This is a genomic window from Microbacterium testaceum, assembly GCF_001476655.1.
GTDB classification, from domain to species: Bacteria; Actinomycetota; Actinomycetes; order Actinomycetales; family Microbacteriaceae; genus Microbacterium; species Microbacterium testaceum_C.
Genome location: NZ_LDRT01000120.1, coordinates 1 through 25519, shown reverse-complemented (window position 1 = coordinate 25519; position 25519 = coordinate 1). Strand labels below are relative to the sequence as shown.

The following is a 25519-nucleotide window of genomic DNA, read 5'->3' as shown; positions in this document are numbered from 1 at the left end:
GACCAAGGGTGCCTCCATGCGCGTGCTCGTCACCAGTTCCCGCAACACGTTCGCTCTCGACCTCATCCGCAAGCTCGGGAGCGTGGGCCACACGGTCTTCGCGAGCGACACGTACGACGGCGCGGTGGGCAACCACTCCCGCTTCCTCGCCGGGCACCTCGCCACCCCGTCGCCGCGGTTCGAGACCGACGCCTTCATCGCCACGGTGAGCGACTACGTCGAAAAGCACGACATCGACCTGATCATCCCCACGTTCGAGGAGGTCTTCTACCTCGCCGCGCGCGTGGCCGACCTCCCGTCCGGTGTCCGCCTCTTCTCCGGTACTTTCGCCGACCTGGCGCGCCTGCACGACAAGGCGAGCTTCCAGCGCCTGGCTCAGGATGCCGGAGTCCCCATCCCCGAGACCGTCGTCGTCACCTCTCCCGAGGAGCTGCGCACGGCCATCGACGGCTTCCCTCGCTACTTTGCTCGCGCGGCCTTCTCGCGCGGCGGCGTCGGCCTGCTGACGAACACGGGCCCGCTCGCCGGCAAGATCCCCGTCGAGGAGTGCGTGCCCACCCCGGAGCAGCCGTGGCTCGTGCAGCCCTTCGTCGACGGCCCCATGGTCTGCACGTACAGCGTGGTCGTCGACGGGAAGGTCCAGGCGCACACCACCTACAAGGCGGCCGAGCAGTGGGCGCACTCGACCGCCATCGCCTTCATCGCGGTCGACAGCACCGACACCCTCCGGTACACGCAGCAGCTCATCGACACGCTCGACCCCGGTTTCACCGGGCAGATCTCGTTCGACTTCGTCGACCACGGCACCGAGGCCGCCCCCGACTACAAGATCATCGAGTGCAACCCGCGGCCGACGAACGGCGTCATCCTGCTCGAGGCCGACGACGTATCGAAGGCGATCCAGGGAGAGCTCGCCGAGCCGGTCGTCGCGGTGCCGGGCACCGAACGTCAGATCACGCTCGCGGTCCTCGCCGACGCCTTCACCGAGCCGCTGAAGCACCTGCCGAAGACCCTGCACGACCTGCTGCACGTGCGCGACGTGGGTGCCGGCTGGTGGGACGGCGCCGCGATGCTCTGGAGCCCGGCGACGATCGTGCACGGGGCGAAGATCTCGCACGGCGACCGCAAGGAGATCCTCGCCGCCCTCGGTGACGACATCGTCTGGAACGGCGAGCCGATCGAGGGCATGAGCGCCGCGGATGCCGAGGCCCTCGAGGCCGTGCACGCCGGCCGCGTCTGACGGCCCGGCATCCCCGGCACGCGTGAGTCGCCAGGAATTGTCGCTTCTGCTGGTTCCCAGGCGACGAATACTGGCGACTCACGCGCCCTCGATCAGGGGCGCAGAACGACCTTGATGCAGTCGTCTTCCTTCTTCTGGAACGTCTCGTAGAGGCGCGGGGCGTCCTCGAGCGGGGCGTGGTGGGTCACCAGATCCATCACGCCGAGGGGATCGGCGGGATCTTCGACCAGCGGCAGCAGGTCGTCGATCCAGCGCTTGACGTTGCACTGCCCCATGCGGAGGTTCAGCTGCTTGTCGAACATCGTCTTCATCGGCAGGATGTCGGCCTCGCCGGCGTACACCCCGCTGAGCGAGACCGTGCCACCGCGGCGCACGAGGTCGATCGAGGCGTAGACGGCGGCCAGACGGTCGAGGCCCGCCTTGTCCATCACCTTCTGCGCGAGCGCGTCGGGAAGCAGCCCCACGGCGTTCTGGGCCAGCTTGATGCCGCCGTTCCCGTGCGCCTCCATGCCCACGGCATCCACGACGGCATCCGCCCCGCGCCCCTCGGTGAGGTCGATCAGTTCGTCGACCACCGTGTCGGTCAGATCGTAGGTCAGGATGCCGTGCCGCTCGGCCATTGCGCGACGCTCGGGCTCGGGCTCGACCGCGAGGACGCGGTAGCCGAGGTGCACGCCGATCCGGGCGGCGAACTGGCCGACCGGTCCGAGGCCCATCACCGCGAGCGTGCCACCCTCGGGGACGTTCGCGTACTGCACGCCCTGCCAGGCGGTGGGGACGATGTCACTGAGGAAGAGGTAGCGGTCGTCGGGCAGGTCGTCACCGACGCGGATGTGGTTGTAGTCGGCCAGCGGCACGCGCAGGTACTCGGCCTGCCCGCCGGGCACCTGGCCGTAGAGCTTGGTGTAGCCGAAGAGCGCCGCGCCGCTGCCGTACTCGCGCACCTGCGTAGTCTCGCACTGCGATTGCAGTCCGCGGCGGCACATGAAGCAATGCCCGCAGGAGATGTTGAACGGCACGACCACGCGATCGCCGACGGCGAGGTTCGTCACGGCCGAACCGACCTCGACGACGACGCCCATCGGTTCGTGACCGAGCACGTCGCCCTTGTCGATGAAGGGGCCGAAGAGCTCGTACAGGTGCAGGTCGGAGCCGCAGATCGCCGTCGAGGTGATCTTCACGATCGCGTCGGTGGGCTCGAGGATCTCGGGGTCGGGGACCTCCTCGACGCTCACGTTGCGGGTGCCCTGCCAGGTCAATGCCTTCATGGTGATGCCTCTCGTTCCGGGGGACGGCCAGTCTGCGCCGCGCACCGGAGCGGGCAGAGGTGGTTGACGAGCCCCCCTCCGATGCGTCAGGCCCCGGGAGCCGCGAGCGGCGGCGCGTCGACCCTGTCGTGCACCCGCCGGAGGAACGCGGCGTACCCGCCGGGGGTGCGGCCCGTGAAGCGGCCCGAGGTCTCGACCTCGTGCACGTCGCTCGCCCGCTCGCGCGCTCCGACGGCCCGAGCCGCCTGGACGAGATCGACGTCCTCGTGCTCGGCGAGATCCCGGATGCCGCCGGCTCGGGCGTAGATGCTCGCCCGCACGCCGAGATTGGCTCCGTGGACGTTGCCCGGCGGTCGACCCCGGTGATGCGTCGCACGCCAGTAGGCCGCGTGGCGGGCGCTGAGGTCGGCGAAGTCGGGGCGGACCGTTCCGAGGACGAGGTCGATCCCGGCATCCATCAGGTCCCGCTGGTGGGTGATCCAGTCGCGCGGCACGACGGTGTCGGCATCCGTCATCGCGATCCACGTGTCGTCCGTCGCGGAGTCGAGGGCCGCGAGCGCGTGCGCGATACCCGTCCGGCGGGCGCGGCCGACGTTGCGCGCCGAGATCTCGAGCGCCTCCACCGGCCAGCGGCGCACCTGCGCGGCCGTCGTGTCGGTGCAGGCGTCGAGCACGACGACGATCGTCGCGGCGAGGCCCGGCTCCCGCTCGCTCGCGTGCGCCACCGCGCGGGTCACCGACGCCAGGCACCGCCCGATCAGGGCTTCCTCGTCGTGCGCCGGAATGACCACGGCGACGGCCGTCACGAGACCAGTCCGGCCTCGGTGGCCACGGACCGTGCGCCCGGGCGCGCGAAGACCTCGAGCACGAAATCCTCCTCCTCGTGCCGGACGAGGCGCACCAGATCGGGGCGCGCGGCCAGCGCGGCGTGCACCTCGTCACCGGTCCGCGGGTAGTCGGCGACCGGATGCCGCCAATGACAGGCCACGAGATGACCGTCGGCGCTCAGGGAGCCGATGCTCGCGGTGAGCCCGCGGTCGAGGTCGACACCGCCCCAGTAGTAGGCGACCTCGGACAGGACGACGAGGTCGAACTCCCCCTCCGGCCAGTCGTCGGGGAGGGTCGCGCGGCGCAGCTCGACGTGCTCCCGGTCTGCCAGGCGCGAGCGGGCCCGGGCGAGCGCGGCGGGGGCGAGATCGACCGCGAGGACCCGATCGCTCCGGCCGGCCAGCGATGCGGTCAGTGCGCCCGTCGAGCACCCGGCCTCGAACGTCGCGCGGTAGCGACGCCGGGGCAGGGCGGCGACCAGCACCGCGCGCTTGCGCTCCTCGTACCAGCGCGAGTCGAAGCCCCACGGGTCGTCGTGTCGTGCGTACATGTCGTCGAAGTAGTCCTGTCCGACGGAGCGTCGCTCCCCGCCGACGGGGGCGAAGAACACCTCGCTGTCGCGCGTGAAGTGCGCGCGCATGCGGACGTGGATCATCTCCTCGTCGCCGGGGGCGGCCGACAGCGGGAGGATCTGGCTCGTGTGCGCCGCGAGCGCTCGGGTCTTGGCATCCCGGTTCCTCGGGCTCAGCGGCAGATGCTCCGCCCGGTCCCACGGCACGTCATCGGGGCCGCCCCAGTGCCACAGCCAGATGGGGAACGCGCGCGAGCGAACCTGTCGCGCCGCGCAGACCTTCTCGACGATCTCGCATACCACGCGATGATCGCGATGTCCGTCGCCGCTCCACGGCGAGAGCACGAGCACGCGGGCAGGTGCGGCCCGGTCGAGCACATCGCGAAGGGCCGCCGAGATCGCCTCCCGGTACTCGTCCGTGCCACCGTCGGGCAGGGCGAGGAAGGTCGGCGCCGTCACCAGCCCCAGGATCTCCGCCGCGGCGAACACCTCGCGGCGACGACGCAACCCCAGGGTCGCCGGAGTGTGGGTCGGGGAGTCGGGGTGCGATCCCTCGCCGTCGGTCACGACGAGGAGATCGATCGGGATGCCGCGCGCGGCGGCCGTGGCGAGGAGCCCCGCCGCCCCGAGGCTCTCGTCGTCGGGATGCGCGGCCACGACGACGATCCGGTCGACATCGAGGTCCAGGACGGGAAGGTCGCGGGCGAGGGCCGTGGTCCAGACGCCCTCGGCCGTGCCCGGCTCACGGTGGTCGAAGCTCACCACGAGCTGGTTTCCGCCGCGATGTCCGCGCCGATCCGCGCGAGGTCGCGATCGGCGTGATGCTGGCGGACGTAGACCTGCAGATCGGCGACCCGACGGGCGTGGTCCTCATCGGCGACGAGCGGCCCCGGCCCGAGGGCGCGCGCCGACTCGGCGAGGGTCGTCTCGACGGCGTCGGCGACCACCGTGCGGGCGCGGTTCGCCCGCAGACCCTCGGATGCCGCGCCCCCGGCGTCGAACGCCGTCGCGGTCTCGACGAGCACGGCGCGCGCGGCCCACAAGGAGACGTCGGCGCGACCGAGATGCACGCGCGAGAGCTGATCGGCCCGCTCCCCGGCAGCAGCCGCGGCGAGCGCGTCGCGGAGGGGGACCGCTCCGCCCCACCAGCACGCGGCGACGCCGACCCCGCCGTGCGCGAAGCCCGGTCGCCGCAGGTACCACCCGGGTTCACCCACCGGGACGGCGCGCGCTCCGTCGACGTCGATGGGGGCGCTGACGACCCGGTCGAGTCCGCGCGCGTGCCACGGTCCCGAGCGCGCCGATACGGCGGGGTCGCGCAGGTCCAGGGCGAAGAGCTGCCGGCGCTCCTCGTCGACCCAGGCGGTCACCAGTGCGCGGTCGAGATCGGCGGCGAGGGAGCACCAGGGTTTCGTCCCGCGCAGCGTCCAGGTGCCGGCATCCTGTGTCGCCGTCAGTCGTACGCCGGGGCCTTCCGCGGCGAAGACGCCCCACGACCCGCTCGCGTCGATGTCGATGTCGAGTCCGGCTGCGGCGGCTTGGTCGAGGATCGCGCGGGCGTCCAGGTGCGGCTCCAGCATGCGGGCGGCGGCGACGTCGCGCGCCGCGACCGAGGCGAACAGCTCCCACGTCGCGGCGAGAGAACGCGGCCTCTTCACGCTCGTGACCCACGCCAGCGTGGCGGCGACGTCGGTACCGAGGTCGCCGACGGCATCCGCCCCCGTCAGCGCCGCGCGTACGTCGTCGAGGGCGGCGGTGTCGGCGGTGTCGGGCGGGAGAAGCATCGGGAAGCGGGGATCGTCGCCGTCTGTCACGCGTGTCAGCTTCGGCGCCGTGATCGGATCGGGCCAGATCCTTGACACGGGACCCCTTCCCGGGCAGGTCGGCCCCGACCGCCCGGCGCAACGGATCAGCGACGCAACACGCGCCGGCGCAGCAGAGCGTCGAGGTGCGCGACGTGCAACAACAGGCCGGGGAAGGCCGCCGAGAGGCCCTTCCGAGGAAGGCGATCGAGAGCCGGCACGTCGGCGGGCAGGCGGTCCTGCTGGCCGCGGACGAGCCGCCGGACCGCGTTCAGCAACGCCAGGGGATGGGTGTCGAGGGCGCTGTGGCCGTTGTGGATGCGCACGGGGGTGGCATCCGGAGCCGCCGCGACCACCCGCTCGGCGATCGCCGGCGGGGTGCGCAGGTCGCGGTCGCCCGAGAGCACCACGAGCGGCCAGGCGAAGGACCGCACCGCCTCGATGAGGTCGTACGGCTCACCGACGAACGCGGGATATCGGGGCGCGAGGGGAAGGTAGGTGCGCGCGGGATCGAGCGGGTGCCCGTCGGGGGTGCCGCCGTAGCCGAGCTCGCGAAAGGCAATTGTGCCGACCAGGTCGAACTCGTAGATGCCGGGGAACCGCGCGATCTCAGCGTCGCGCGTGGCGTAGGCACCCAGGGCGCGCCACGCGAGGCCGGGCCGGTGCCGCACGAGGGGGTGCACGAGGTCGGTTCCGCCGAGCTCGTACGCGGCGCGGACGATGTCGAGCACGATCCGCTCCGAGACGCCGGCCGCGATGAGACGGCGCACTCCGCGCGCCATGTCGTCGTCGGCGTCCCAGAACAGCTCGCGGAGCCGATCACGCTCGAGGTCGATGTCGTGCGCGGACTGCAGCGCCGAGTCGAGAAGCATCGCCCGGACCCGCTCCGGATGCCGCGCCCCGAACGCCATCGCCAGATAGCTGCCGTACGAGGAGCCGACGACCACCGCCCGGTCGACGCCCTCGGCGTCGAGCACGGCCGCGAGGTCGTCGAGCACCGCGGTCACCCGCATCGCCTCGGGAGGAAGGGGGGCACCGTCGAGGTCGTTCCGTGAGCGTCCGACACCGCGGTGCTCGACCATGATCAGGTCCAGGCCCCCGCGCGCCGCCCAGCGCCGGAGACCCCGGTAGGGCAGCACCGAGGCGAGCCCGGGTCCGCCGGGGATCACGAGAACCGGGGTCGCGCCGCGCGGTCCGGACCGCACGGAGGTCAGATCGAACGCCGGGGCGCCGTCGGCGGCGGGGCGCCGCACGCGGCCGACGTTCTCTCGCATGTCCAGCACGCTACCCGCCCGCGCCGCCTGACGGGCGGGACGACTCAGGCGGGGACGGCGGGACCCACGACCGCGAGGAGTCTGAGCTTCTCGGCGCTCTCGCTTCCGGGGACGGCGGTGTAGACCAGCAGCGAGTGGCTCGTCTCCGGGTCGACGAGCGTCTGGCAGTGCACCTCGATCTCCCCCACGGCAGGATGGACGAAGTGCTTCGTGTCCCTCGGACGCAGCCCCACCTCGTGCCGAGCCCACAGCTCACGGAACTCGGCGCTGCGCCCGAGCAGATCGTCGGCGAGGGTCGCGGCACGCGATCCGGGCCCGTGCCGACCGACGATCTCGCGCAGGCCCGACGCGAACAGGCGGCTGAGGAATGCGTGATCCTCGGGGGTGTAGAGCGCGCGCGAAGCCGGGTCGGCGAACCATCGGTACCCGAGGCTGCGCATCGGACCGCGGCGGAGGCCGGCATCTCCCGTGAGCGCGACCCCGAGCCGGGACTGTCGCAGGGTCTCACCGAGTTCGGTGACGACCTCGGCCGGGGTGTCGTCGAGGCGGTCGAGCACGCGCAGCAGTCCGGGGCTGACGTGCTCGCCGCCCCAGCCGTGCTCCGCCGGCACGTGACCGGCCAGGCGGAACAGGTGATCGCGCTCGGCGCGCGAGAGGTGGAGGCCCTGGGCGATGGATGCCAGCATCTGCGGCGACGGGTGGGGGCCGCGCTCGCGCTCCAGGCGGGCGTAGTAGTCGGTCGACATGTGGCTGAGGGCGGCGGCCTCCTCGCGCCGGAGCCCCCGCGTCCGGCGCCGCGCGCCCCGAGGGAGCCCCACGTCTTCGGGCTGAAGGGCCTCGCGACGGGTGCGCAGGAAGTCCGCGAGCGCGGCTCGATCGATCACGACGTCCTGTCTACCCGCCGCGGGCGGCGCGATCCAGGACGCGCGGATCCCCCTCTCGTGTGCGGTGCTCCCGCGAGCCGGGGATCGACAGGCCCTGCCTCCGCTCGAGCGACCGGGTGATGCTGAGGACACGGACGACCGAGGAGACCCCATGACCCGTACCATCGACTTCCCCCTCCCCTCCCTTGCGGGGCGCCGCGCGGTGCTCACCGGCGGCAGCGACGGGATGGGGCTCGTCCTCGCCGAGCGTCTCGCCGCGGCGGGAGCCGCGCTCGTTCTTCCGGTGCGCAACCGCGAGAAGGGCGAGCGCGCGGCCCGTGGCATCCGGGATCGGCACCCGGGGGCGCGGATCGAGGTGAGGGATCTCGACCTGTCGTCGCTCGCGTCGGTCGAAGCCCTGGGCACCGAGCTCAGGGCGGACGGGATGCCGCTGCACCTGCTCATCAACAATGCCGGGGTGATGACCCCTCCGGCGCGGCAGACGACCGCCGACGGCCACGAACTGCAGTTCGGGACCAACCACCTGGGTCACGTCGCCCTGGTCGGACACCTCATGCCGCTGCTGCGCGCGGGAGGCGCGCGCGTCGTATCGCAGCTGAGCATCGCCGCCGCGCGCGGCCGCATCGCGTGGGACGACCTCGAGAGCGAACGCAGCTATGACGGGCAGCGCGCCTACGCGGCGTCGAAGATCGCCCTCGGTCTGTTCGCGCGCGAGCTCGACGAGCGATCACGGCGCGAGGGGTGGGGCGTGCGCAGTCTGCTGTCGCACCCGGGCGTCGCGCCGACGAGCCTGCTCGCCGCCCGCCCCGAGATCGGTCGCGCCGCCGACACCACGGCCGTGCGTGCGATCCGCTGGATGTCGGCGCGCGGCCTCCTCGTCGGCACCGCGGCCTCGGCGGCCTTGCCCGCCCTGCTCGCCGCGACCACCGACGACCCGCGCAGCGACCTGCTCTACGGTCCCCGCGGTGCGTTGCACCTGGGCGGGGCGCCCGGCACGCACGCCCTTTATCAGCCGCTGCGCGACCTCGACGAGGCGGCGCGGGTGTGGGAGGTCTCGCTCCGGCTGGCGGGGGTCGCCGAGGTGGTCTGACGGGGCGGGACACCGCGGCCACGCCGCCGGGTCTCGCGCGGACGAGACGAGCTGCCCCGGAGCCGGGGCTCCGGGGCAGCGTGCGCGGACAACGGTGGCGGCGCGGTCGCGACCGGGTCAGTTCACGGCGTTGTACGGCGCGTCGACCGTCGTCTTCACCTTCTTGCCGTCGATCGTGGCCGTACCGGTGACGGTCGCCTTGCCCGCCGGAATCGCCTTCTTCCGAGACGCGAGCGCCGCGGTGACCGTCTTGCCGGGCTGGACCGTCGTGAAGGTCTTCTTTCCGTACGCGGTGACGACCTCGATCTGCACGGGTACCTGCGACCGGTTCGTAGCCGTGACGACCACGTACGCCACGCCACCGATCTTGCGCGTGGAGGCCGTGGCATCCACCTTCACCGGCGACGACGCGGCCGGCTTCATCGCGGTGAAGGTGAGCTTGTCGATGTTCGGTGCCCACTGCGAGCGAAGGCCCAGGGTCGGGAACCGCTCGGAGATGAAGGTGGTGCCGTTGAAGTCCGGTGCCTCCTTCGAGGCGAAGGAGACGGTGTTCTCCCCGGCCTTCAGCTGTACGGGGACCGTGAGTTCCCAGAACTGGTTGGCGTTGTAGCTCTGCGGGAACAGCACCTTCTGCACGTCTCCCCCGTTGACCGAGATGTCCGCGCGGCGGGCCACCGGGTCGGGGTTGTAGTGCGACGCGGGCGACTGCTCCTCGTTCGAGTAGCGCACCGTCATGGCGTAGGTGCCGGCCTCGCTGACCGTCACCTTCTGCGTGAGGGTGTTGGTGTTGTTCTGCGCGCCGCCGACACCGACGACCGCCTTGCCCCCGCTGGCGAGGGACAGGTCCGTCACCTTGGCCGTGCCGTTGACGACCCCGGCCTCGGCCTCCACCGTCTGCGACGCGAGCTTGCCGCCCGAGGCTCCGACCGACACGCGGTCCACCGCGAGGGTTCCCGATGCGCCGACGACCTCGACCTTATTGACGCCGCCGACGAGGAACGCCGGAATGCTCACTGTGTCGGCGACACTGCCCAGTTCGACACCGTTGACCTTGAGCGTGCCGGTTCCTCCGCCGAGGGTCTTGACCTCGAGGGTCTTCTCGGAGTCGTCCTTGTTGTACACCCAGAACGTGAGGGACTGCTTCGCGGCGACATTCGCGTATCCGGAACCGGAGACTCCCGCGCGGTCGTAGGCGAGCGTGGCACCGTGGAGCACCGCGTTCTCGGCCTCGTAGATCGGCGTGAACGACGCGTTGGGCAGCGTCACGTCGATCTTGTCGATGATCGCGGCGCCCTGGGTGGCCTTCGTCCCGTCGAGACTGCGCGCCGCCAGGGTGATGGTGTTCTTCCCGGCGTTCAGCGCGACCTTGGTGTCGGTGTGATCCCAGACGACCCACTTGTAGCCGAGGTCGGCGTAGATCTCCTGTTCGGCACCGCCGTTGACCCGGGCGAACATGTTGACCGGGCCCTGCTCCTCGTTTCGTGCCTCCTTGTTGTAGGCGTTGGCGAGGACGCTCAGGTCGTACGTGCCGGCCTGCGGCACGTCGACGTCGAAGTTCAGCGCCAGCGTTGAGTTCGTCTCGATGCCGCCGACGTTGCGCTCGCCCGAGGTGTAGAACTTCGCCACGTCGGCCGGCGATCCTTCCGGACCGTTCGAATAGTACGGGGCTCCCGTGTGTCCGGCGGTTTCTGCCTCGTAGATTCCGCGCCACGACACGGCCGGCTGCGACGGAGAGGTCGTGTCGGTGCCCGGCGTCACGACGATCTCGTAGGCCGAGTCCACGCCGAGGCCCGGCAGGTCGCCCTCACCGAACGCGAGCTGCACGGAACCACCCTGCACGGGAGCGTCGAACTCCTTCACGGTCTGCGGCTCCGCCGAGTCACCGATCTGACCGGTCCAGCGGATGTCGCGGATCAGCACGTGCGCGTTGCCGCCGATGTACGACGGCAGGTTGTCGACGTAGACCTTCTGCGCCCCGGTCGAGCCGCCGATGAGCGCCTTGACCTGCTTCTTCGCGTCGTCGATCGTCGCGACGCCCTGCAGCGTGTAGCTCACGTCGGGCTGGGGCGGCGTCACGCGGAGGGTGTCGCCGGTCATGTTGCCGTACGAGTTGAGCAGCCACCACTGGCCGTTCCCCCGGTTGGCCTCGACCGCCGAGTCGGAGAGGTTGCCGTCGATGTTCCAGTAGGCGATGTCCGCGTCGATCTTGCTGTCCTCGATCGCGGAGATCCACTGGATCATCTGCGCGGGAACGGACGTGTGGTAATTGAAGGCGTACTCGTTGACGTTGATGGGGAGCTGCGTTCCCTCCCACTTCGTGCCGGCGAAGAAGCCCTTCTCCCACGAGCGGTAGCGGTCGACGCTCGAGCGAATGGTCGCCGGGTTGCTGAGCTCGTGCCACGTCACGACCTCGGGCACGGTGTCGTTCGCGATCGCGTGCTTCATGAAGCCCTCGACCTGGGTGTAGAGGATGCTCGTGTTGGGCCCGGCGATCCGGGCGTTCGGCAGCTCGGCCTTGATCGCCCGGTAGAAGTCGTCCCACGCGGCGAAGAACCGGTCGGGGTTGTCCAGCCAGCTGTAGCCCCAGAAGCTCTCGCCACCGCCGCCGTACATGTTGCCCTCGGGCTCGTTGAACGGCACGAAGACGATGTTGTCCTGGTACTCAGCCGGCAGCTGCGCGACCTGCTTCACCTGGTTGATGACCGATTGCTTGTACCAGGCCGTCTTCTCGGTGCCGTTGTCGCCCGGCACCTGGTAGGGGAAGCCGCGGTTGATGTCCGTCATGTAGATGTAGACGTCGCCGTTCGACGAGTCTGCCAGCGGCTTCACGACCTCGAGGGCGTCGGCGCCGGGGTGCTGGGGACCGTCCTGGGCCTTGGTCGAGACCGTGCGCAGCTGGATGCCGTCGATGAGGTTGTTCGTGGGAAGCCCGGGCCCGTAGAGGCCGTACAGCGTGCCCGAGGCCCCGCCCATGAACGCCCCGGTCCGGTCGCCCGCGTCGATGGAGAGCTCGCCGGGGGTGACCACCTTCACCGTCGCCGTCACGGCCTTGTCGGTGCCGTCGACCACGCCGTTCACCGTGAAGGTTCCCCGCTGGGCGTACGCCGAGGAGGGGACGTCGTCCCAGATGACGGGCGCCAGGCGCTCCTGTCCATCGCTGAACAGCGCGCGCACGCCGGGGAGGGTCGGCGCGGTGCCGACGTTCGTGGTCGTGCGCGTCGAGGTCTCGCGCACCTCGGTGACCGTCGGCGCCGCGTCGCCCGCGAGATCGCGGATCTGCCGGGGCGACAGCACGGTGTCATACACCTGGAAGTCGTCCAGCGCCCCCTCGAAGAAGGGATGCACTCCGGTCCAGAACGGTTGACCGATGTATCCCGAGTTCGGGGCGGAGTCCGCGTAGAGTGCCCGAGCCACGTCGATGCCGACGTCGGTCCGACTGACCTCGAGCCCGTCGAGGTAGTAAATGACGTTGTTCTGGTCGACGGTGGTGGTGACGAGGTGCCATTCGTCGGCCGGGAGCGGAGTCGTCGCACGTGCCCCGACCTCCTGCCCGTCGGCCGTGGGCTTCGCGCTCGAGCGGGCCGTTCCGTCGTCGAACTTGGGGGTGTAGAAGGTGGCGCTGGTGTTGTCCTTGCCCAGGGTGTAGAGCCACTCGAAGGTGTGGTCCCCCTCCCACTTCACCCACGACGAGATGGTCGTTCCCTGCAGATCCTTGAACAGGCCTTTGGGGACGGTGATGAACGGGGCGGTTTTGGAGTCCCGCGCACCGCCGGAGAGCCGCAACGCCTTGCCGCCACCCTGTCGGTCGACGAGCGTGGCCGAGCCGGGGTTGGTGAGGGTGCCGTTGCGTCCCTTTCCGGACGTGTCCTGGACCGTGGCGGTGGGCACCGAGCCCCCGTCGAAGTCGTAGTCCAGAATCAGGTGGTCCGCGGCGGAGGGGGCCGCATGGGCGGCGTTCGGGGCGGCCGGTTGGCCGACCGCGAGGACGGCGACCGCCAGTCCCGCTGTCGCCAGGGCGAGGGGCTTTCGGGAGGCAAGCCGCGGTGTTGACCTCATGGGTTTCTCTTCCTCGTCATTGAGTCGGATGGGGTTCACAATATCGAACCGGTTCGATGTCAAGATAAATCACCGGTCGACATCTGGCAAGACTTCTCCGCCGCGAAACGAGGGTGCGCGCCCGCGTCCCCCCGGGCGACGGCGACGACCACGCCCGCGCGTCATTGCGTACGCTCGCCGAGTTTGCGCGCACGCGCCTGGGCCCCGTCTTGGGCGGCGACCAGGGCGGCGTACTGCTCCATGCTGACCACAGCCGCCACCGGTCGCCCCCGACGGGTCAGCAGGACGGGCTGCTCGCGAACCCCGTCGACCACCGCGGACAGCCGCGCTCGGGCGACCTCGATCGCTATCCGATGCTCCGCCACGGCCTCATGCCTCGCTGCGGCGGAGCTCGTCGGTCCCGTCCGCCCGGAGGGCGTCTCGAACGGCGCGGAGATGGCGGTCGGCCGCGTCCTGCCGGGCGAAGAGCGGGATGCGATCCAGGGGAGCGTCGACGTCGATCTCTCCCCTGCCCCGGAACACGGCGCCGGTCCACATGTCGACCCAGGACGCGCCGGCCGGCAGCAGCACCCGGCGGGTGCGTGCGGAGGCCTCGACCACGGGGGCCACGAGCAGATCGGGACCGAGCAGGTACTGGTCCTTCACGGTCCAGCACCGCTCATCCCGGGGGAACTCGTGGAACAGACCTCGAAGAACCGGCTGGCCGTCTTCATGTGCCTCTCGCATGACCGACCTCAGGTACGGACGGAGAGCCTCGCGCACGCGGAGGTACCGCTCGAGGATGGGTGTCGCCGTCTCTCCGAAGCTCCACACCTCGTTGGGCCCGCCGCTCGGCGAGCGCCGCGAGCCGTCGGCCGCGGACACGGGCGTGGTCGGCAACCGGTCGCCGTGCAGGCGCATGACCGGGCAGAACGCCCCGAACTGGAACCACCGGACGAGCAGTTCACGGAAGTCCTCGGCATCCGGATCCCCGTGGTGGAACCCGCCGATGTCGGTGGTGAACCACGGGATGCCGGCCACGCCCATGTGGATGCCCGCGGTCACCTGCGCGCGGAGCGCCGCGAACGTCGAGGCGATGTCTCCCGACCACACCAGGGCACCGTAGCGCTGGATTCCCGCCCACGCCGTCCGCAACAGGTTGACGACCTCCGTCTCGCCGTCGCCCCACTGCCCCTCGGCGAACGCGCGCGCGTAGTGCTGGGGATAGAGGTTGCCCACCTGCAGCACCGAGCCGGCGTGGTATCGGAAATTGTCGTAGTCGTAGAGGCCGTACTCGGGCTCGGCCTCGTCGAGCCAGAAGGTACGGATGCCGTGCCCGCCGTAGTTCTCGCGGCACTTCTCCCACACGAAGGCGCGGGCCCGCGGGTTCGTCGCGTCGAGGAACGCGCTCGGCCCCTCGAACGCCATGTGGACGTCCAGGCCGCGTTCGGCGCGGACGAGGAGGTTCTCCTTCTTCATGTGGGCGTAGTTCTCGGACTCCAGCGACACCTGCGGCCACACCGAGACCATCAGCTCGACACCCAGCTCGTCCAGCTCCCGCACCATGGCGGCGGGATCGGGCCAGAACTCCTCCTCGAAGCGGAAGTCGCCCATTCTCGGCCAGTGGAAGAAGTCCGCGACGATGACGTCGAGCGGGAGCCCGCGCCGCTTGTGCTCGCGCGCGACGGCGAGCAACTCCTCTTGCGAGGAGTACCGCAGCTTGCACTGCCAGAACCCGAGTCCGCGTTCCGGCATCATCGGCGCGTGCCCCGTGGCATCCGCATAGGCGCGCGAGATGTCATGCGGGGTGGCCCCGGCCGTGACCCAGTAGTCCAACTGTTCCGTCGCCTCGGCGAACCACTGCGTGCCGTTCGCCGCGAACGTCGCGCGCCCGATCGCCGGGTTGTGCCACAGGAAGCCGTACCCGCGGTCCGAGAGCACGAACGGCACGCTCGATTGCGAATTGCGGTGCGCGAGCTCGAGGGTGCAGCCCTTCAGGTCGAGGACGTCCTGCTGGTACTGCCCCATACCGAACAGGCGCTCGTCGGGCGCGCTCTCGAACGACGCGGTCAGGCGCACGTCGCCGCCCGGGATCGGACGGTGCTCGCGCGCGACCAGCGCGAGGGAGCCGCCGGCATCCCTCTCCTGGAAGAGCAGCCGACCATCGACGTCGAAGAAGGCGAGGTGGCAGAAGTTGCGGTCGTACCCGGTCTGGAGCTGGATGCCGGTGCGCGAGGTCGCGACCACCCGCAGACGGCCGTTGGAGAGCGTTGCCGTGTCGTCCTCGACGACGATGTCGGTCGCCACGGGGGCGGGGGCGAGGAGGGCCCAGTCGTGGTCGACGATGTCGTGCATGAGCCGCGCTCGCACGCGCACGCTGTCGCGCCCCCACGGTTCCACGACGACCGTCTCGCCGTCGCCGCGCCAGAGAAGGCGCCCTCCCTCGACCTGGAAGTGCGCGGTGACCCCGCTCACGCGTCGGCCCCGGCGTTGCGAAGCGTGTGCTCGTGCGCGAAGACGAGGTACACGCTCGCCGTCCAGGTGTACGCGCGGTCGCGCAGACCCGCGCCCGTGCGGGCGTCGAAATTCTCCGCGAAGCCCGAGGTCTCGCACAGGGCCCGGAAGCGCTCATTGATGGTGTCGGCCAGCTCGAGGTGACCGCCTCGACGCAGACCCTCCTCGATCAGCATCGTCGAGGGGGCCCAGATCGGGCCGCGCCAGTAGCCGTCGTCTTCATACTCGGGCGTCTCGACGAGCTGGGTCGCCGGTCCCCAGGACGTCAGGTGCGCGGCGATTCGCGCAGCCAGCGCGTCGGACACCTCGGGCGTGAAGCGATCGGAGGCGAGCACCGGCAGCAGGTTCAGCAGGCTGGAACGTTTGCTCACCGTCCCGCTGAGCGCGCCGACCGCGAAGAACCCGTCGCCGTCTCGGAGGTCGCGCAGGAGCGCGCTCTGGATCCGATCGCGTTCGACCCGCCACGCGTCGCCCTCGCCCGTGCCGAGCTCGTCGGCGAGGTCGGCGAGCACGTCGAACTGCACCACCAGGAACGCGGCGAGATCGGGCGCCTCGATCACGCGGTCGTGGTCGAAGGTGGTGGAGTTGTCCCACCCGCTGTCGTTGCCGTGCTGGTAGTACGGCAGGTCCCGGCCGGGGGCCGTGCGGTAGTCCAGCCAGAATCGCGACCATCGAGACAGGTGAGAGTAGCCGGCGACGATCTCGTCTGCGGCGAGGGGCCGCGCGAGACGCTCGCGCAGCCTCGCCCATGCCCACCCGTGGATGGGGGGCTTGACGTAGTTGTAGAGCACCTCGGAGTGGGTGATCGAATCCGGCATCGCACCGGCGGCATCCTGATGATCGAACGGGGCGAAGAACTGATCCATCGCGGCGTCGGCGAGGCCCGGAGCGAGAGCGAGGGCGTTGAAGGTGTGGTCCCAGCTCCACACCTTGTCCATCCAATGCTTGGACATCAGCACCGATTCGCGGGTGACGAATCCCGCGGGCGCGACCGTGGCCGACCAGAGCACATACGCCGCCCGCGCGACGGCGGGTGTCGCGCCGGTTCGCCACCCGGCGATCGCGTCGAGGTAGTCCGTGAACGCCGCGGCCACGCGCGCACGGACCTCGCCGAACGTCTCTTCGGCCCGATAGGGCGGGGCCGCCGCCTCGATCTGCTCGATCGCGATCTCCCACTCGTCGCCGCCCACGGTGAGGGCGCGAACGCTCTGCCCCAGCGCCTCGGCGCCCGCGGCCACGAGCGATCCCGACAGCGAGGTGACGCGGTAGCGCCGTCCGGTCTCGTACGAGGTGAAGACGTACGCCCCGTCGAGAGGGTCACAGAAGAAGTACGAGCCCGTGAACGGCGTCAGTTCCTCGACGGCATCCGCGAGCGTGAACTCCGATCCCGCCCCCGCGATGCGCACGACGTCGGTCGACTCGAAGACCGCGGTCGCGATGACGCTCTCGCCGACCACCCACGACAGCGAGGCGGCGTCGGCCCGCGTCGTGGCATCCGCTCTCCTGCCAGCGAGCGTCGGGGTGAGCCGAAGCACGGCGTGCATGCCGGTGACGTGGGAGACGAGATGCACGTCGTCGACCTGCCGGTGAAGACCCACGACGGGCGACAGGTCGAGCCACGAGCCGCGGAAGCTGAAGGGGATCTCGCGCACGTCGAACGTGGGCAGGGAGGGATGCGACACGAAGAGCCTTTCGGGGGTCAGTCTTTGACGGCACCGGCGGTCACGCCGGCGGCCACGTAACGCTGGGCGAGGATCAGCAGCACGGCGGCGGGGATGGATGCCACGACGGCGGTCGCCATGATCGCGTTCCACTCCTGGTTGTTGTTGCCGATGTAGCGGTAGATGCCGATCGTGATCGGCTGGAGTTTGCCGCCGCTGTTGAGGGTCGAGGCGAAGATGAAGTCCGACCACGACCACAGGAACGCGAACAGCGACACCGTGACGATCGAGTTGCGGCTGACCGGCAGCACGATCGAACGGAACGTGCGCCAGGTGCCGGCGCCGTCGATGCGCGCCGCCGCGAGCAGTTCGTCGGGGATGCCACGCATGAACGCGGTGAAGATGAGGACGCCGAACGGCACCGCGAGAGTGGAGTCAGCGAGGATCAGCCCCGGCACGGAGTTGAGGATCCCGGCGTTCAGGTAGATCGCGTAGAACCCCATCGCCATGATGATCCCGGGGATCATCTGGGCGATCAGCAGCGCGAAGCTGAGCGCGTTGCCCCCGCGCGGACGGAGCTTGGCGAGCGAGTACGCGGCCGGGGCCGACAGCAGCAGGGTCAGGACGACCGTTCCGATGCCGATGACGAAGCTCGTGCCGAGGTACGGCAGCTGGTCGGAGAGAACCTTCTCGTACCCCTCGAACGTCGGGGTCAGCGGAAACAGGTCGGGGGGCGATTTGCGCATGTCGCTCTGCGGGGTGAGCGACACGTTGATCATCCAGTAGATGGGGAACAGCATGATCGCGGTGAGCACGACCCCGATCACGGTGATCCACCAGGGGCGACGTCTCATGATCAGACCTCCAGCCTGCGCTGGGCGCGGATGTAGATCAGCCCGAAGACGAGGGCGATCACGATGAGCAGGTTGCCGACCGCCGCCGCGGGGCTGAGATCGGGAAGGGCGGATCCGAAGCCGAGGCGGTACGACCAGATGGCGAAGGTGGTCGAGCTGGACCCCGGGCCCCCGCGGGTCATGATCCAGATGATGTCGAACACCTTCAGCGTGTAGACGAGCCCGAGCAGGATCGTGATCGCCGACACGGGACGCAGCAGCGGGAAGGTGATGCGCCAGAACTTCTGCCACGCGTTGGCTCCGTCGATGGATGCCGCTTCGTAGATGTCGCTCGAGATGTTCTGGAGGCCGCTGTAGAGGATGACGAGGTTGAACGGCACGCCGATCCAGATGTTGGCGATGAGCACCGACACCAGAGCCCACTGCGGAGAGGTGAGCCAGTTGACGGCATCGACGCCGACGAAGCTCAAGAGGTAGTTGACGACGCCCGAATCGGAGTTCAGCATCCACGACCACGCGGACGCCGAGACCAGCAGGGGAAGCAGCCACGGTACGAGGAAGAGGGCGCGAAGCGTCGCGGACAAGGGGAAGCGCTGGAAGAAGAACACCGCGAGCGCCATGCCGATCGAGTACTGGAAGACGATCGACACGAGCGTGAAGGTGGCGGTGTGGGCCAGGGCCGGCCAGAACGTGGGGTCCTGGAAGACGGTGACGTAGTTCGCGAACCACACGAACGGCGCCGTGCCGTCGATGAACGACCGGACGGTGTAGTCGCGCAGGCTCAGGTCGAGGTTGCGCAACAGTGGATAGGCGTAGAAGACGACCAGGTAGACGACGACGGGGGCGAGAAACGCCCACGCGGCCCACTGGCCCCGGCGCCGCGGACGGCGGCCCGGGGTGGGGAGGGCGGCGGTGGTCGCCGCCCTCCCGGAATCGCCGGTTCCCGTCGAGGCAGAAAGCTGCGTCGCGGTCATGTCGGCGTACCCCTTTCAGGAATCGGGTGTCACTTCGAGGAAGCGGCCTGTTGGGCGGCCTTCAGAGCGTCCTGCGGCGACTGGGCGCCGGTCAGGGAGTTCTGCACGGCTGTCCACAGCTGCTCGGAGATCACCGGGTACTTCGTGCCGAGATTGTCTCCGGTGCGAGCCTTGGCGGCGTTGACGGCCTCGACCCAGGGCTCGAGGGTCGGGTCCTGGGCGAGCTGCTCCTTCTGCGCCTCGGGAGTCGCCGCGATGTAGTTGAGCGTGTTGTCGGTGCCGACGACGTTGGCGGTGCTGGTCAGGCACTCGACGATCTTCGACGAAGCGGCGTAGCGGCCCGCATCCTTCTGCACGGGCAGCGTCAGGAACTCGCCGCCCGTGGGCGCCGGGGCGGCTCCGCCCTTGGCGCCGGGGATGGGGATGACCTGGTAACCGGCCTTGGCCGCACCCGCCTTCTGCCAGGTGCCGTTCTCGGCGAAGCCGAAGTCGCCGGTCTCGAACTCCTGCCAGCTCGTGGTCTGGGTGTTGTTGATGACCGAGTTCGGCGCCCAGCCCTTCTGCACCCAGTCGGTCCAGAGCTGCACCGCCGAGACCGCCTGCGCGGAGTCGAGCTTCGTCAGGTCGGCACCCGAGCCCCAGAACCACGGGAGGAACTGGAAGCTGCCCTCTTCGGTCCCGATGCCCGAGAAGGTGATGCCCTTCTTCCCGGATGCCACGACCTTCTCGAGCGCGGAGTTCAGGCTGGACCAGTCCGTGATCGACGAGGGGTCCACCCCTGCCGCGCTCAGCACGGTCGGGTTGTAATAGAGCGCCAGGGTGTTGGCCCCGATCGGGACGCCGTAGGTCTTCCCGTCGACGACAGAGGCCCCGAGGATGTTCTGCGCGACATCACCGACCTGGAGGTTGTTCTCGTCGGTCGACGTGACGATTCCCGCTTCGACGAGCGTCGAGACGGCGGGGTTGTCGATCAGCAGGATGTCGGGCGAATCACCCTGCTGACCGGCGAGGAGCGCCTTCGACGTGAGGTCACTGGTGTCGAAACCGGTGCGCTCGATCGTGACGCCGGCGTCCGCGGCGCATTTGTCGATGACCTTCGCCCAGTCGGACGAGGCGTCGTACTGCGGGTACGGGTCCCAGAAGGTGTACGTGCCGCCCGCGCTCCCGTCGGTGCTGCTGCCGGTCGCTCCGCCGGAGCATCCGGCCAGGACGCCGACGGCGACGGCGCCGATGGCGATCGCGCCGAGAGCCCGGGTACGGGTGTTGTTCGTGCTCACTGCAATTTCCTCCTTGAAATGTGACTGCGGTGTCGTGCGGGAACGGTGTTGAACCGGTTCGACGATGGGCCGACGAAAGCGGGACACACCGCCGCCCCGTTAGGCGGTGCTCCCCCTGTCGGTGAGCTCCGGCTCGATGAACCCGACCACGGGTGGGCCGTAGTGGGGTTCGGCGATCCGCCGGACCAGGTGCTGAACCGCCGTGCGGCCCAGGCCGTCTGGAGATGTCTCGACTGCCGTGTACGGCAGGAGGAAGGTGCGCCCGAAGTCCTGGGAGTACAGGCTGACGACGGAGAGGTCACGCGGAACGACGACCCCGCGCTCTCGAAGCACGGCCGGAAGCGCCGCGATGGAGGCGTCGTTGTGCACGACGAGGGCGGTCGAATCGGCGCGGGCGTCGAGGATCGCGTTGAGGGTGCGCTCGATCCCCGGCTGCTGCGACTCGCCGTAGTACGGGTGGACACGGATGCCGTACCGGGCGGCGCGCTCGAGCGCGGCGTCACGGAATCGCCAGGCGTACGCTCCCCCTCGCTCGAAGACGTGGCGCGGGGGCGAGACGAGCACGATGTCTCGATGACCGAGCGCGGAGAGGTGGTCGATGGTGAGGCGCGCCGCCTCGCCGAAGTCGAGGTCGAAGACGTCGACACCCTCGGTGTCGCGCGGCAACCCGACGAGCGCACCCGGCTGCCGTGCCTGCCGAAGAGCCGGGAGGCGCGGGTCGTCGTGGGTCACGTCGAGGAGCACGACGCCGTCGACCATGTTCGACGACGTGATGCGCCGGATGGCGCCCGGCCCGTCACCGTCGGTGACCATGAGGATGTCGTATCCGAGTTCGCGTGCGGCGTTGGAGACGGCGAGGATGTACTGCAGCATCGCGGGAGGGAACTCGTCCTCGTGGAACTGCAGGAGGAGGCCGAGGACCATCGTCTGAGACGTCGCGAGGGCACGTGCGCCGGCGTTCACCGTGAAACCGAGCTCGTTGATGGCGGCATCGATCCGCTCGCGCGTCTCACGGGAGATCGGACGGTTGCCGGAGAGGGCGTAGGACACGGTGCTGCGGGAGACGCCCGCGGCTTTCGCCACATCGGCGATGTTGACCATTCCCCCGCCCCTCTTCTTCATCGAACTGGTTCGACTGAACTTTAGACCCGCGCATCCCACGAGCACAAGACCGGCGCGGATCGCCCTTCGCGGCGTGCTCCCTCGCCCCGTCGTCGGGCTGCGCGGCGCCACGTGCCGACCGTCTGCTCTCCGGGGCACTCGCAGCCGGTTGGCTGTGAGTTCGACGCGGGAGGATCCCGGGCGCGCGAGCCGTCATAAGCTCCGTTCGTGACTCCCGCCCGCACCCGCACCCGCACCCGCGACCTCCCGGCGATCGTCGCGGCGATCGCGGCCACCGTGCTCGGCGCCGGGGTCGGGGAACTGGCCGCCGCGCTCATCTCCCCCTCGGCCAGTCCCTTCGCCGTCATCGGTGGAGGAATGATCGACATCGCTCCCGCCTGGGGGAAAGACCTGGCCATCAGCCTGTTCGGCACGGGCGACAAGGTCGCCCTCCTCGTCGGGATCGCGGTGCTGCTGCTGGCGGTCGCCGGCGCCGCCGGGGTGCTCGAACGGCGACGCCCGCCGTGGGGGCGCGTGGTCCTCGCCGCTCTCGGCGTGACCGGGGCCTTCGTCTCTCTGGCTCGTCCCGAGGCGGGTCTGCTCTCTCCCGTTCCCTCCCTGGTCGCGGGAGCCGTGGCCGCGGTGGTCGCGGCCCTGCTCATCGCGCGGCTCCGGCCCGCACCGGTCGCTCCCGAGACATCCACCGGGCCCACCCGACGCGGGGTCCTCGCGCTCTCGGGCGTCGCGGTGCTCGCGGGTGCTCTCGCCGCGGCCGGCTCCGTCGCGCTCAGCAGCGGGGCGCGTGCCGTGAGCGCGGTGCGTGCGGCCCTGCGCCTCCCGGCCCCCACGACGACCACATCGGTGCCCGCGACCGCGGACCTCGGCATCGGCGGCCTCTCCCCCGTCATCACACCGACCGCCGAGTTCTACCGCATCGACACCGCGCTCGTGGTGCCGCAGGTGGATCCGGCGACGTGGAGTCTGCGCGTCCACGGCCTCGTGGAGCAGGAGGTCGTGCTGCGGTGGGACGACCTCGTCGCCCTTCCCCAGAAGGAGACGGTCGCGACCCTCGTGTGCGTGTCGAACGAGGTCGGCGGCGACCTGATCGGAAACGCCCGGTGGCTCGGCGTGCCGATCCGCGACATCCTCGCGCGCGCGAAGCCGACCCCCGAGGCCGACATGGTGCTCTCCCATTCGATCGACGGGTTCACGGCATCCACTCCCCTCGAGGCGCTCACCGACGATCGCGACGCACTGCTGGCGATCGGCATGAACGGCGATCCGCTGCCCCTCGAGCACGGGTTCCCCGTGCGCATGGTCGTGCCGGGTCTGTACGGGTACGTCTCCGCGACGAAGTGGGTCACCGAGCTCGAGGTCACGCGGTACGACCGCGCCGAGGGGTATTGGACCTCGCGCGGGTGGTCGGAGCGGGGACCGGTGAAACTCCAGTCCCGCATCGACGTCCCCCGCGCGGGCGCGCGGGTCGAAGCCGGTGACGCGGTCATCGCGGGCGTCGCCTGGCAGACCCACGTCGGCGTCGCCGGCGTGGAGGTGCAGATCGACGACGGCCCGTGGCAGCCCGCGACGCTCGCCCCCGCGATCTCCGCCGACACCTGGGTCCAGTGGAGTCTGCCGTGGACCGCGACGAGCGGTTCGCACACCGTGCGCTGCCGCGCGATCTCGGCCGACGGTCAGACGCAGACGCCGGATCGAGCCGCCCCCGCCCCCGATGGCGCGACAGGCTACGACGAGCTCACGATCTCGGTGCCCTGACCCCCTCGCCCCGCGCGCGAGGTGCCAGAATTTGTCGCCTGACGGGACTCGGAAGCGACACTTTCTGGCACCTCGCGCGGTGGGTCAGGCCGACAGCACGTGCTTGAGCTGCTCGACGGCCCAGTCGATCTCGGTCGCGCGGATCGTCAGCGGCGGCGCGATGCGGATCGTCTGGCCGTGCGTGTCCTTCACGAGCACGCCGCGCGCCAGCAGCTTCTCGGCGATCTCACGGCCCGCGCCGAAGGCGGGGTCGATGTCGACGCCGGCCCAGAGCCCCGCGATGCGTACGGCGGAGACGCCGTGGCCGATCAGGGGGTGCAGCGCCGCTTCGAGGTGCTCGCCGAGGGCCTTCGCGCGGGTCTGGAACTCTCCGGATGCCAGCATCTCGACGACCCGGAGCCCCACGGCCGCGGCCAACGGATTGCCACCGAACGTCGAGCCGTGCTCCCCGGGGCGGATGACCCCGAGCACATCCTCGTTCGCGACGACGGCGGACAGGGGCACGATGCCGCCGCCCAGAGCCTTGCCGAGCAGGTACATGTCCGGAACGACGCCCTCTCGATCGCACGCGAACGTCTCGCCCACCCGGCCGAGACCCGACTGGATCTCGTCGGCGATGAAGAGCACGTTGTTCTCGGTGCAGAGCTCGCGCACCCGCGTGAGGAAGCCGTCGGGCGGGACCACGACCCCGGCCTCGCCCTGGATCGGCTCGAGCAGCACCGCGGCGGTGTTCTCGTCGATCGCCGCGGCGATCGCCTCCGCGTCCCCGTAGGGAACGTGGACGAAGCCGGGCGCATAGGGTCCGAAGTCGTCGTGCGCGGTGGGGTCGTCGCTGAACCCCACGATCGTGGTCGTGCGGCCGTGGAAGTTACCGTTCGCGACGATGATCGTCGCGGCATCCGCGGGGATGCCCTTCGTGCGGTACCCCCAGGCACGCGCAACCTTGATGCCGGTCTCGACCGCCTCGGCACCGGTGTTCATCGGCAGCACGAGGTCTTTCCCGCACAGCTGCGACAGGGCGGAGGCGAACGGGCCGAGTCGGTCGTTGTGGAACGCACGACTCGTCAGCGTGAGCTTTTCGAGCTGCTCCCGGGCCGCGGCGAGGATCGCGGGGTGTCCGTGACCGAAGTTCAGGGCGGAGTACGCCGACAGCAAGTCGAGATACCGCTTGCCCTCGATATCGGTCACCCAGACGCCCTCGGCGCTGTGCGCGAGGACGGGAAGCGGGTGGTAGTTGTGCGCGACGTGCGCGCCCTCGGCCTGAATGAGGGCGAGACCCAGGTTCTCCAGAGTGGCGCCCATCACGCACCCCGCAGCTCGAGCGTGCAGCATTTGATGCCGCCGCCGCCGAGCAGCAGCTCGGACAGGTCGACCTTGACGGGGGTGTAGCCGCGCTCGCGCAGCTGCGCCTCGAAGCCCACGGCGCGGGGCGAGATGATGACGTTCTTGCCGTCGCTGGCGGAGTTGAGGCCGAACACCGCGCCGTCGGCATCCGAGACCCGGATGGCATCGGGGTAGCGCTCGCGCAGGATCGCCTGGCTCTGCTCGTCGAAGGCGTTCGGGAGGTACGCGATGTTGGCCTTGTCGACGCCGCCTTGGCCCTCGACGGGGTCGAGCACCGCGAGCGCGGTGTCGAGGTGATAGAAACGCGGGTCGGTCAGAGTCAGCGAGACGACCTCGCGCGAGAACACCTCGCCCACCTCACGGTGGCTGTCGCCGGTCGAACGGAACCCGGTGCCCGCGAGGATCGTCTCGCCCACCAGCAGGAAGTCGCCTTCGCCCTCGTTGACCTCGACGGGCTCGGCGACCTCGAAGCCGTTCGCGGCGAACCAGTCGATGAACGCGGGCGCCTCGGCGGCGCGCTCGCGGAAGCGGAACTTCGGGCCGTACGCGATGCCGTCGATCACGAAGCCGCCGTTGGCGGTGTAGACCATGTCGGGCAGGCCCTCGAGCGGGTCGATGAGCTCGATCTCGTGGCCGAGCGACACGTACGTGTCGTAGAGCGACTGCCACTGCTGCACGGCGAGGTTCGTGTCGGTGGGGCGCGAGGGCTCCATCCACGGGTTGATGCTGTAGCTCACCGTGAAGTGCTCGGGCCGACACATGAGGTATCGACGGTGCTGCTGAACGCGCTCGACCGGTGAGGTCTCGACGGCGGCGGCGGAGGGGGTAGCGGACATCTCTGCTCCTCGGAGAAAAGGTGCGGCGGACGCTGTCCTGGGGCTCGGTGGCCCTTCGAACCCGTACGGTGCCGATCAGCTTGTGGTGGCACCGTGCGGGGAAAGGTCGGTCCGAGCACGCCGCGCTCATTCTCGCACGGGCGAGCGGGCGGGGGCGAGCCGGTCCATTATACCCAATTGACGCTGACGACGA

19 protein-coding genes are annotated in these 25519 nt (G+C 70.2%); 3 read left to right on the top strand and 16 right to left on the bottom strand.

The genetic code is table 11. From position 1 onward, the window contains the following. The first annotated feature begins 16 nt into the window (after positions 1-16). Entirely contained in the window at positions 17-1240 is a 1224-nt protein-coding gene (locus tag NS220_RS14985) for a carbamoyl-phosphate synthase large subunit (RefSeq protein WP_058624825.1), read from the top strand. A 92-nt stretch (positions 1241-1332) separates the two neighbouring features. On the opposite strand, the gene NS220_RS14980 is transcribed toward NS220_RS14985, so the two are convergent. The 6 genes from NS220_RS14980 to NS220_RS14955 all read right to left on the bottom strand — a co-directional run bounded on the left by NS220_RS14980 (position 1333) and on the right by NS220_RS14955 (position 7867). Next, entirely contained in the window at positions 1333-2508 is a 1176-nt protein-coding gene (locus NS220_RS14980) for a zinc-dependent alcohol dehydrogenase (protein ID WP_058624824.1), read from the bottom strand. A gap of 86 nt (positions 2509-2594) precedes the next feature. After that, complete coding sequence (locus NS220_RS14975) at positions 2595-3314, bottom strand: glycosyltransferase (RefSeq protein ID WP_058624823.1); 720 nt, start codon at positions 3312-3314, stop codon at positions 2595-2597. Next, positions 3311-4669, bottom strand: coding sequence for a bifunctional PIG-L family deacetylase/class I SAM-dependent methyltransferase (locus tag NS220_RS14970; protein WP_242864634.1), 1359 nt, complete (start codon positions 4667-4669; stop codon positions 3311-3313). Before NS220_RS14970 ends, NS220_RS14975 begins: the two co-directional genes overlap by 4 nt. Next, positions 4666-5721: an acyl-CoA dehydrogenase gene (locus tag NS220_RS14965; protein WP_242864633.1), complete on the bottom strand. Its 1056-nt coding sequence runs from the start codon at positions 5719-5721 to the stop codon at positions 4666-4668. Before NS220_RS14965 ends, NS220_RS14970 begins: the two co-directional genes overlap by 4 nt. 95 nt (positions 5722-5816) lie before the next feature. Next, the gene (locus NS220_RS14960; RefSeq protein WP_058624821.1) at positions 5817-6983 is read right to left on the bottom strand and encodes an alpha/beta fold hydrolase; all 1167 of its coding nucleotides are present in this window, start codon (positions 6981-6983) and stop codon (positions 5817-5819) included. 44 nt (positions 6984-7027) lie between these two features. Then, entirely contained in the window at positions 7028-7867 is an 840-nt protein-coding gene (locus NS220_RS14955; RefSeq protein WP_058624820.1) for a helix-turn-helix transcriptional regulator, read from the bottom strand. 151 nt (positions 7868-8018) lie between these two features. Between NS220_RS14955 and NS220_RS14950 the strand changes: the two genes are divergently transcribed. Then, entirely contained in the window at positions 8019-8957 is a 939-nt protein-coding gene (locus tag NS220_RS14950) for an SDR family oxidoreductase (RefSeq protein WP_058624819.1), read from the top strand. A gap of 117 nt (positions 8958-9074) precedes the next feature. On the opposite strand, the gene NS220_RS14945 is transcribed toward NS220_RS14950, so the two are convergent. The 8 genes from NS220_RS14945 to NS220_RS14910 form a co-directional block, all read right to left on the bottom strand. Further along, positions 9075-13013 carry a LamG-like jellyroll fold domain-containing protein gene (locus NS220_RS14945; RefSeq protein ID WP_153004313.1) on the bottom strand — a complete coding sequence of 1313 codons (3939 nt, stop codon included), beginning with the start codon at positions 13011-13013 and terminating at the stop codon, positions 9075-9077. Between the two features lie 161 nt (positions 13014-13174). Continuing rightward, entirely contained in the window at positions 13175-13378 is a 204-nt protein-coding gene (locus NS220_RS20230) for a type II toxin-antitoxin system prevent-host-death family antitoxin (RefSeq protein ID WP_058624818.1), read from the bottom strand. 4 nt (positions 13379-13382) lie between these two features. After that, positions 13383-15467, bottom strand: coding sequence for a glycoside hydrolase family 31 protein (locus NS220_RS14935; protein WP_058624817.1), 2085 nt, complete (start codon positions 15465-15467; stop codon positions 13383-13385). Continuing rightward, positions 15464-17188, bottom strand: a complete 1725-nt coding sequence (locus NS220_RS14930; protein WP_058624816.1) for an amylo-alpha-1,6-glucosidase — start codon at positions 17186-17188, stop codon at positions 15464-15466. The genes NS220_RS14935 and NS220_RS14930 overlap by 4 nt, the downstream gene beginning before the upstream one ends. 17 nt (positions 17189-17205) lie before the next feature. Continuing rightward, positions 17206-18021, bottom strand: coding sequence for a carbohydrate ABC transporter permease (locus NS220_RS14925; protein ID WP_058624815.1), 816 nt, complete (start codon positions 18019-18021; stop codon positions 17206-17208). A gap of 2 nt (positions 18022-18023) precedes the next feature. Further along, complete coding sequence (locus NS220_RS14920) at positions 18024-18995, bottom strand: carbohydrate ABC transporter permease (protein ID WP_058624814.1); 972 nt, start codon at positions 18993-18995, stop codon at positions 18024-18026. A 29-nt stretch (positions 18996-19024) separates the two neighbouring features. Next, a complete protein-coding gene (locus NS220_RS14915) occupies positions 19025-20272 on the bottom strand; it encodes a sugar ABC transporter substrate-binding protein (RefSeq protein WP_058624813.1) in 1248 nt (415 codons plus the stop codon). Between the two features lie 99 nt (positions 20273-20371). After that, the gene (locus NS220_RS14910) at positions 20372-21394 is read right to left on the bottom strand and encodes a LacI family DNA-binding transcriptional regulator (RefSeq protein WP_242864632.1); all 1023 of its coding nucleotides are present in this window, start codon (positions 21392-21394) and stop codon (positions 20372-20374) included. Positions 21395-21601: 207 nt separating this feature from the next. On the opposite strand from NS220_RS14910, the gene NS220_RS14905 reads away from it, so the two are divergent. Then, positions 21602-23146 carry a molybdopterin-dependent oxidoreductase gene (locus NS220_RS14905; RefSeq protein WP_058624811.1) on the top strand — a complete coding sequence of 515 codons (1545 nt, stop codon included), beginning with the start codon at positions 21602-21604 and terminating at the stop codon, positions 23144-23146. Positions 23147-23230: 84 nt separating this feature from the next. On the opposite strand, the gene rocD is transcribed toward NS220_RS14905, so the two are convergent. Further along, positions 23231-24448, bottom strand: coding sequence for an ornithine--oxo-acid transaminase (rocD, locus tag NS220_RS14900; protein ID WP_153004312.1), 1218 nt, complete (start codon positions 24446-24448; stop codon positions 23231-23233). After that, positions 24448-25326, bottom strand: a complete 879-nt coding sequence (gene ddaH / locus NS220_RS14895) for a dimethylargininase (RefSeq protein ID WP_058624810.1) — start codon at positions 25324-25326, stop codon at positions 24448-24450. Before ddaH ends, rocD begins: the two co-directional genes overlap by 1 nt. Positions 25327-25519: the final 193 nt, after the last annotated feature.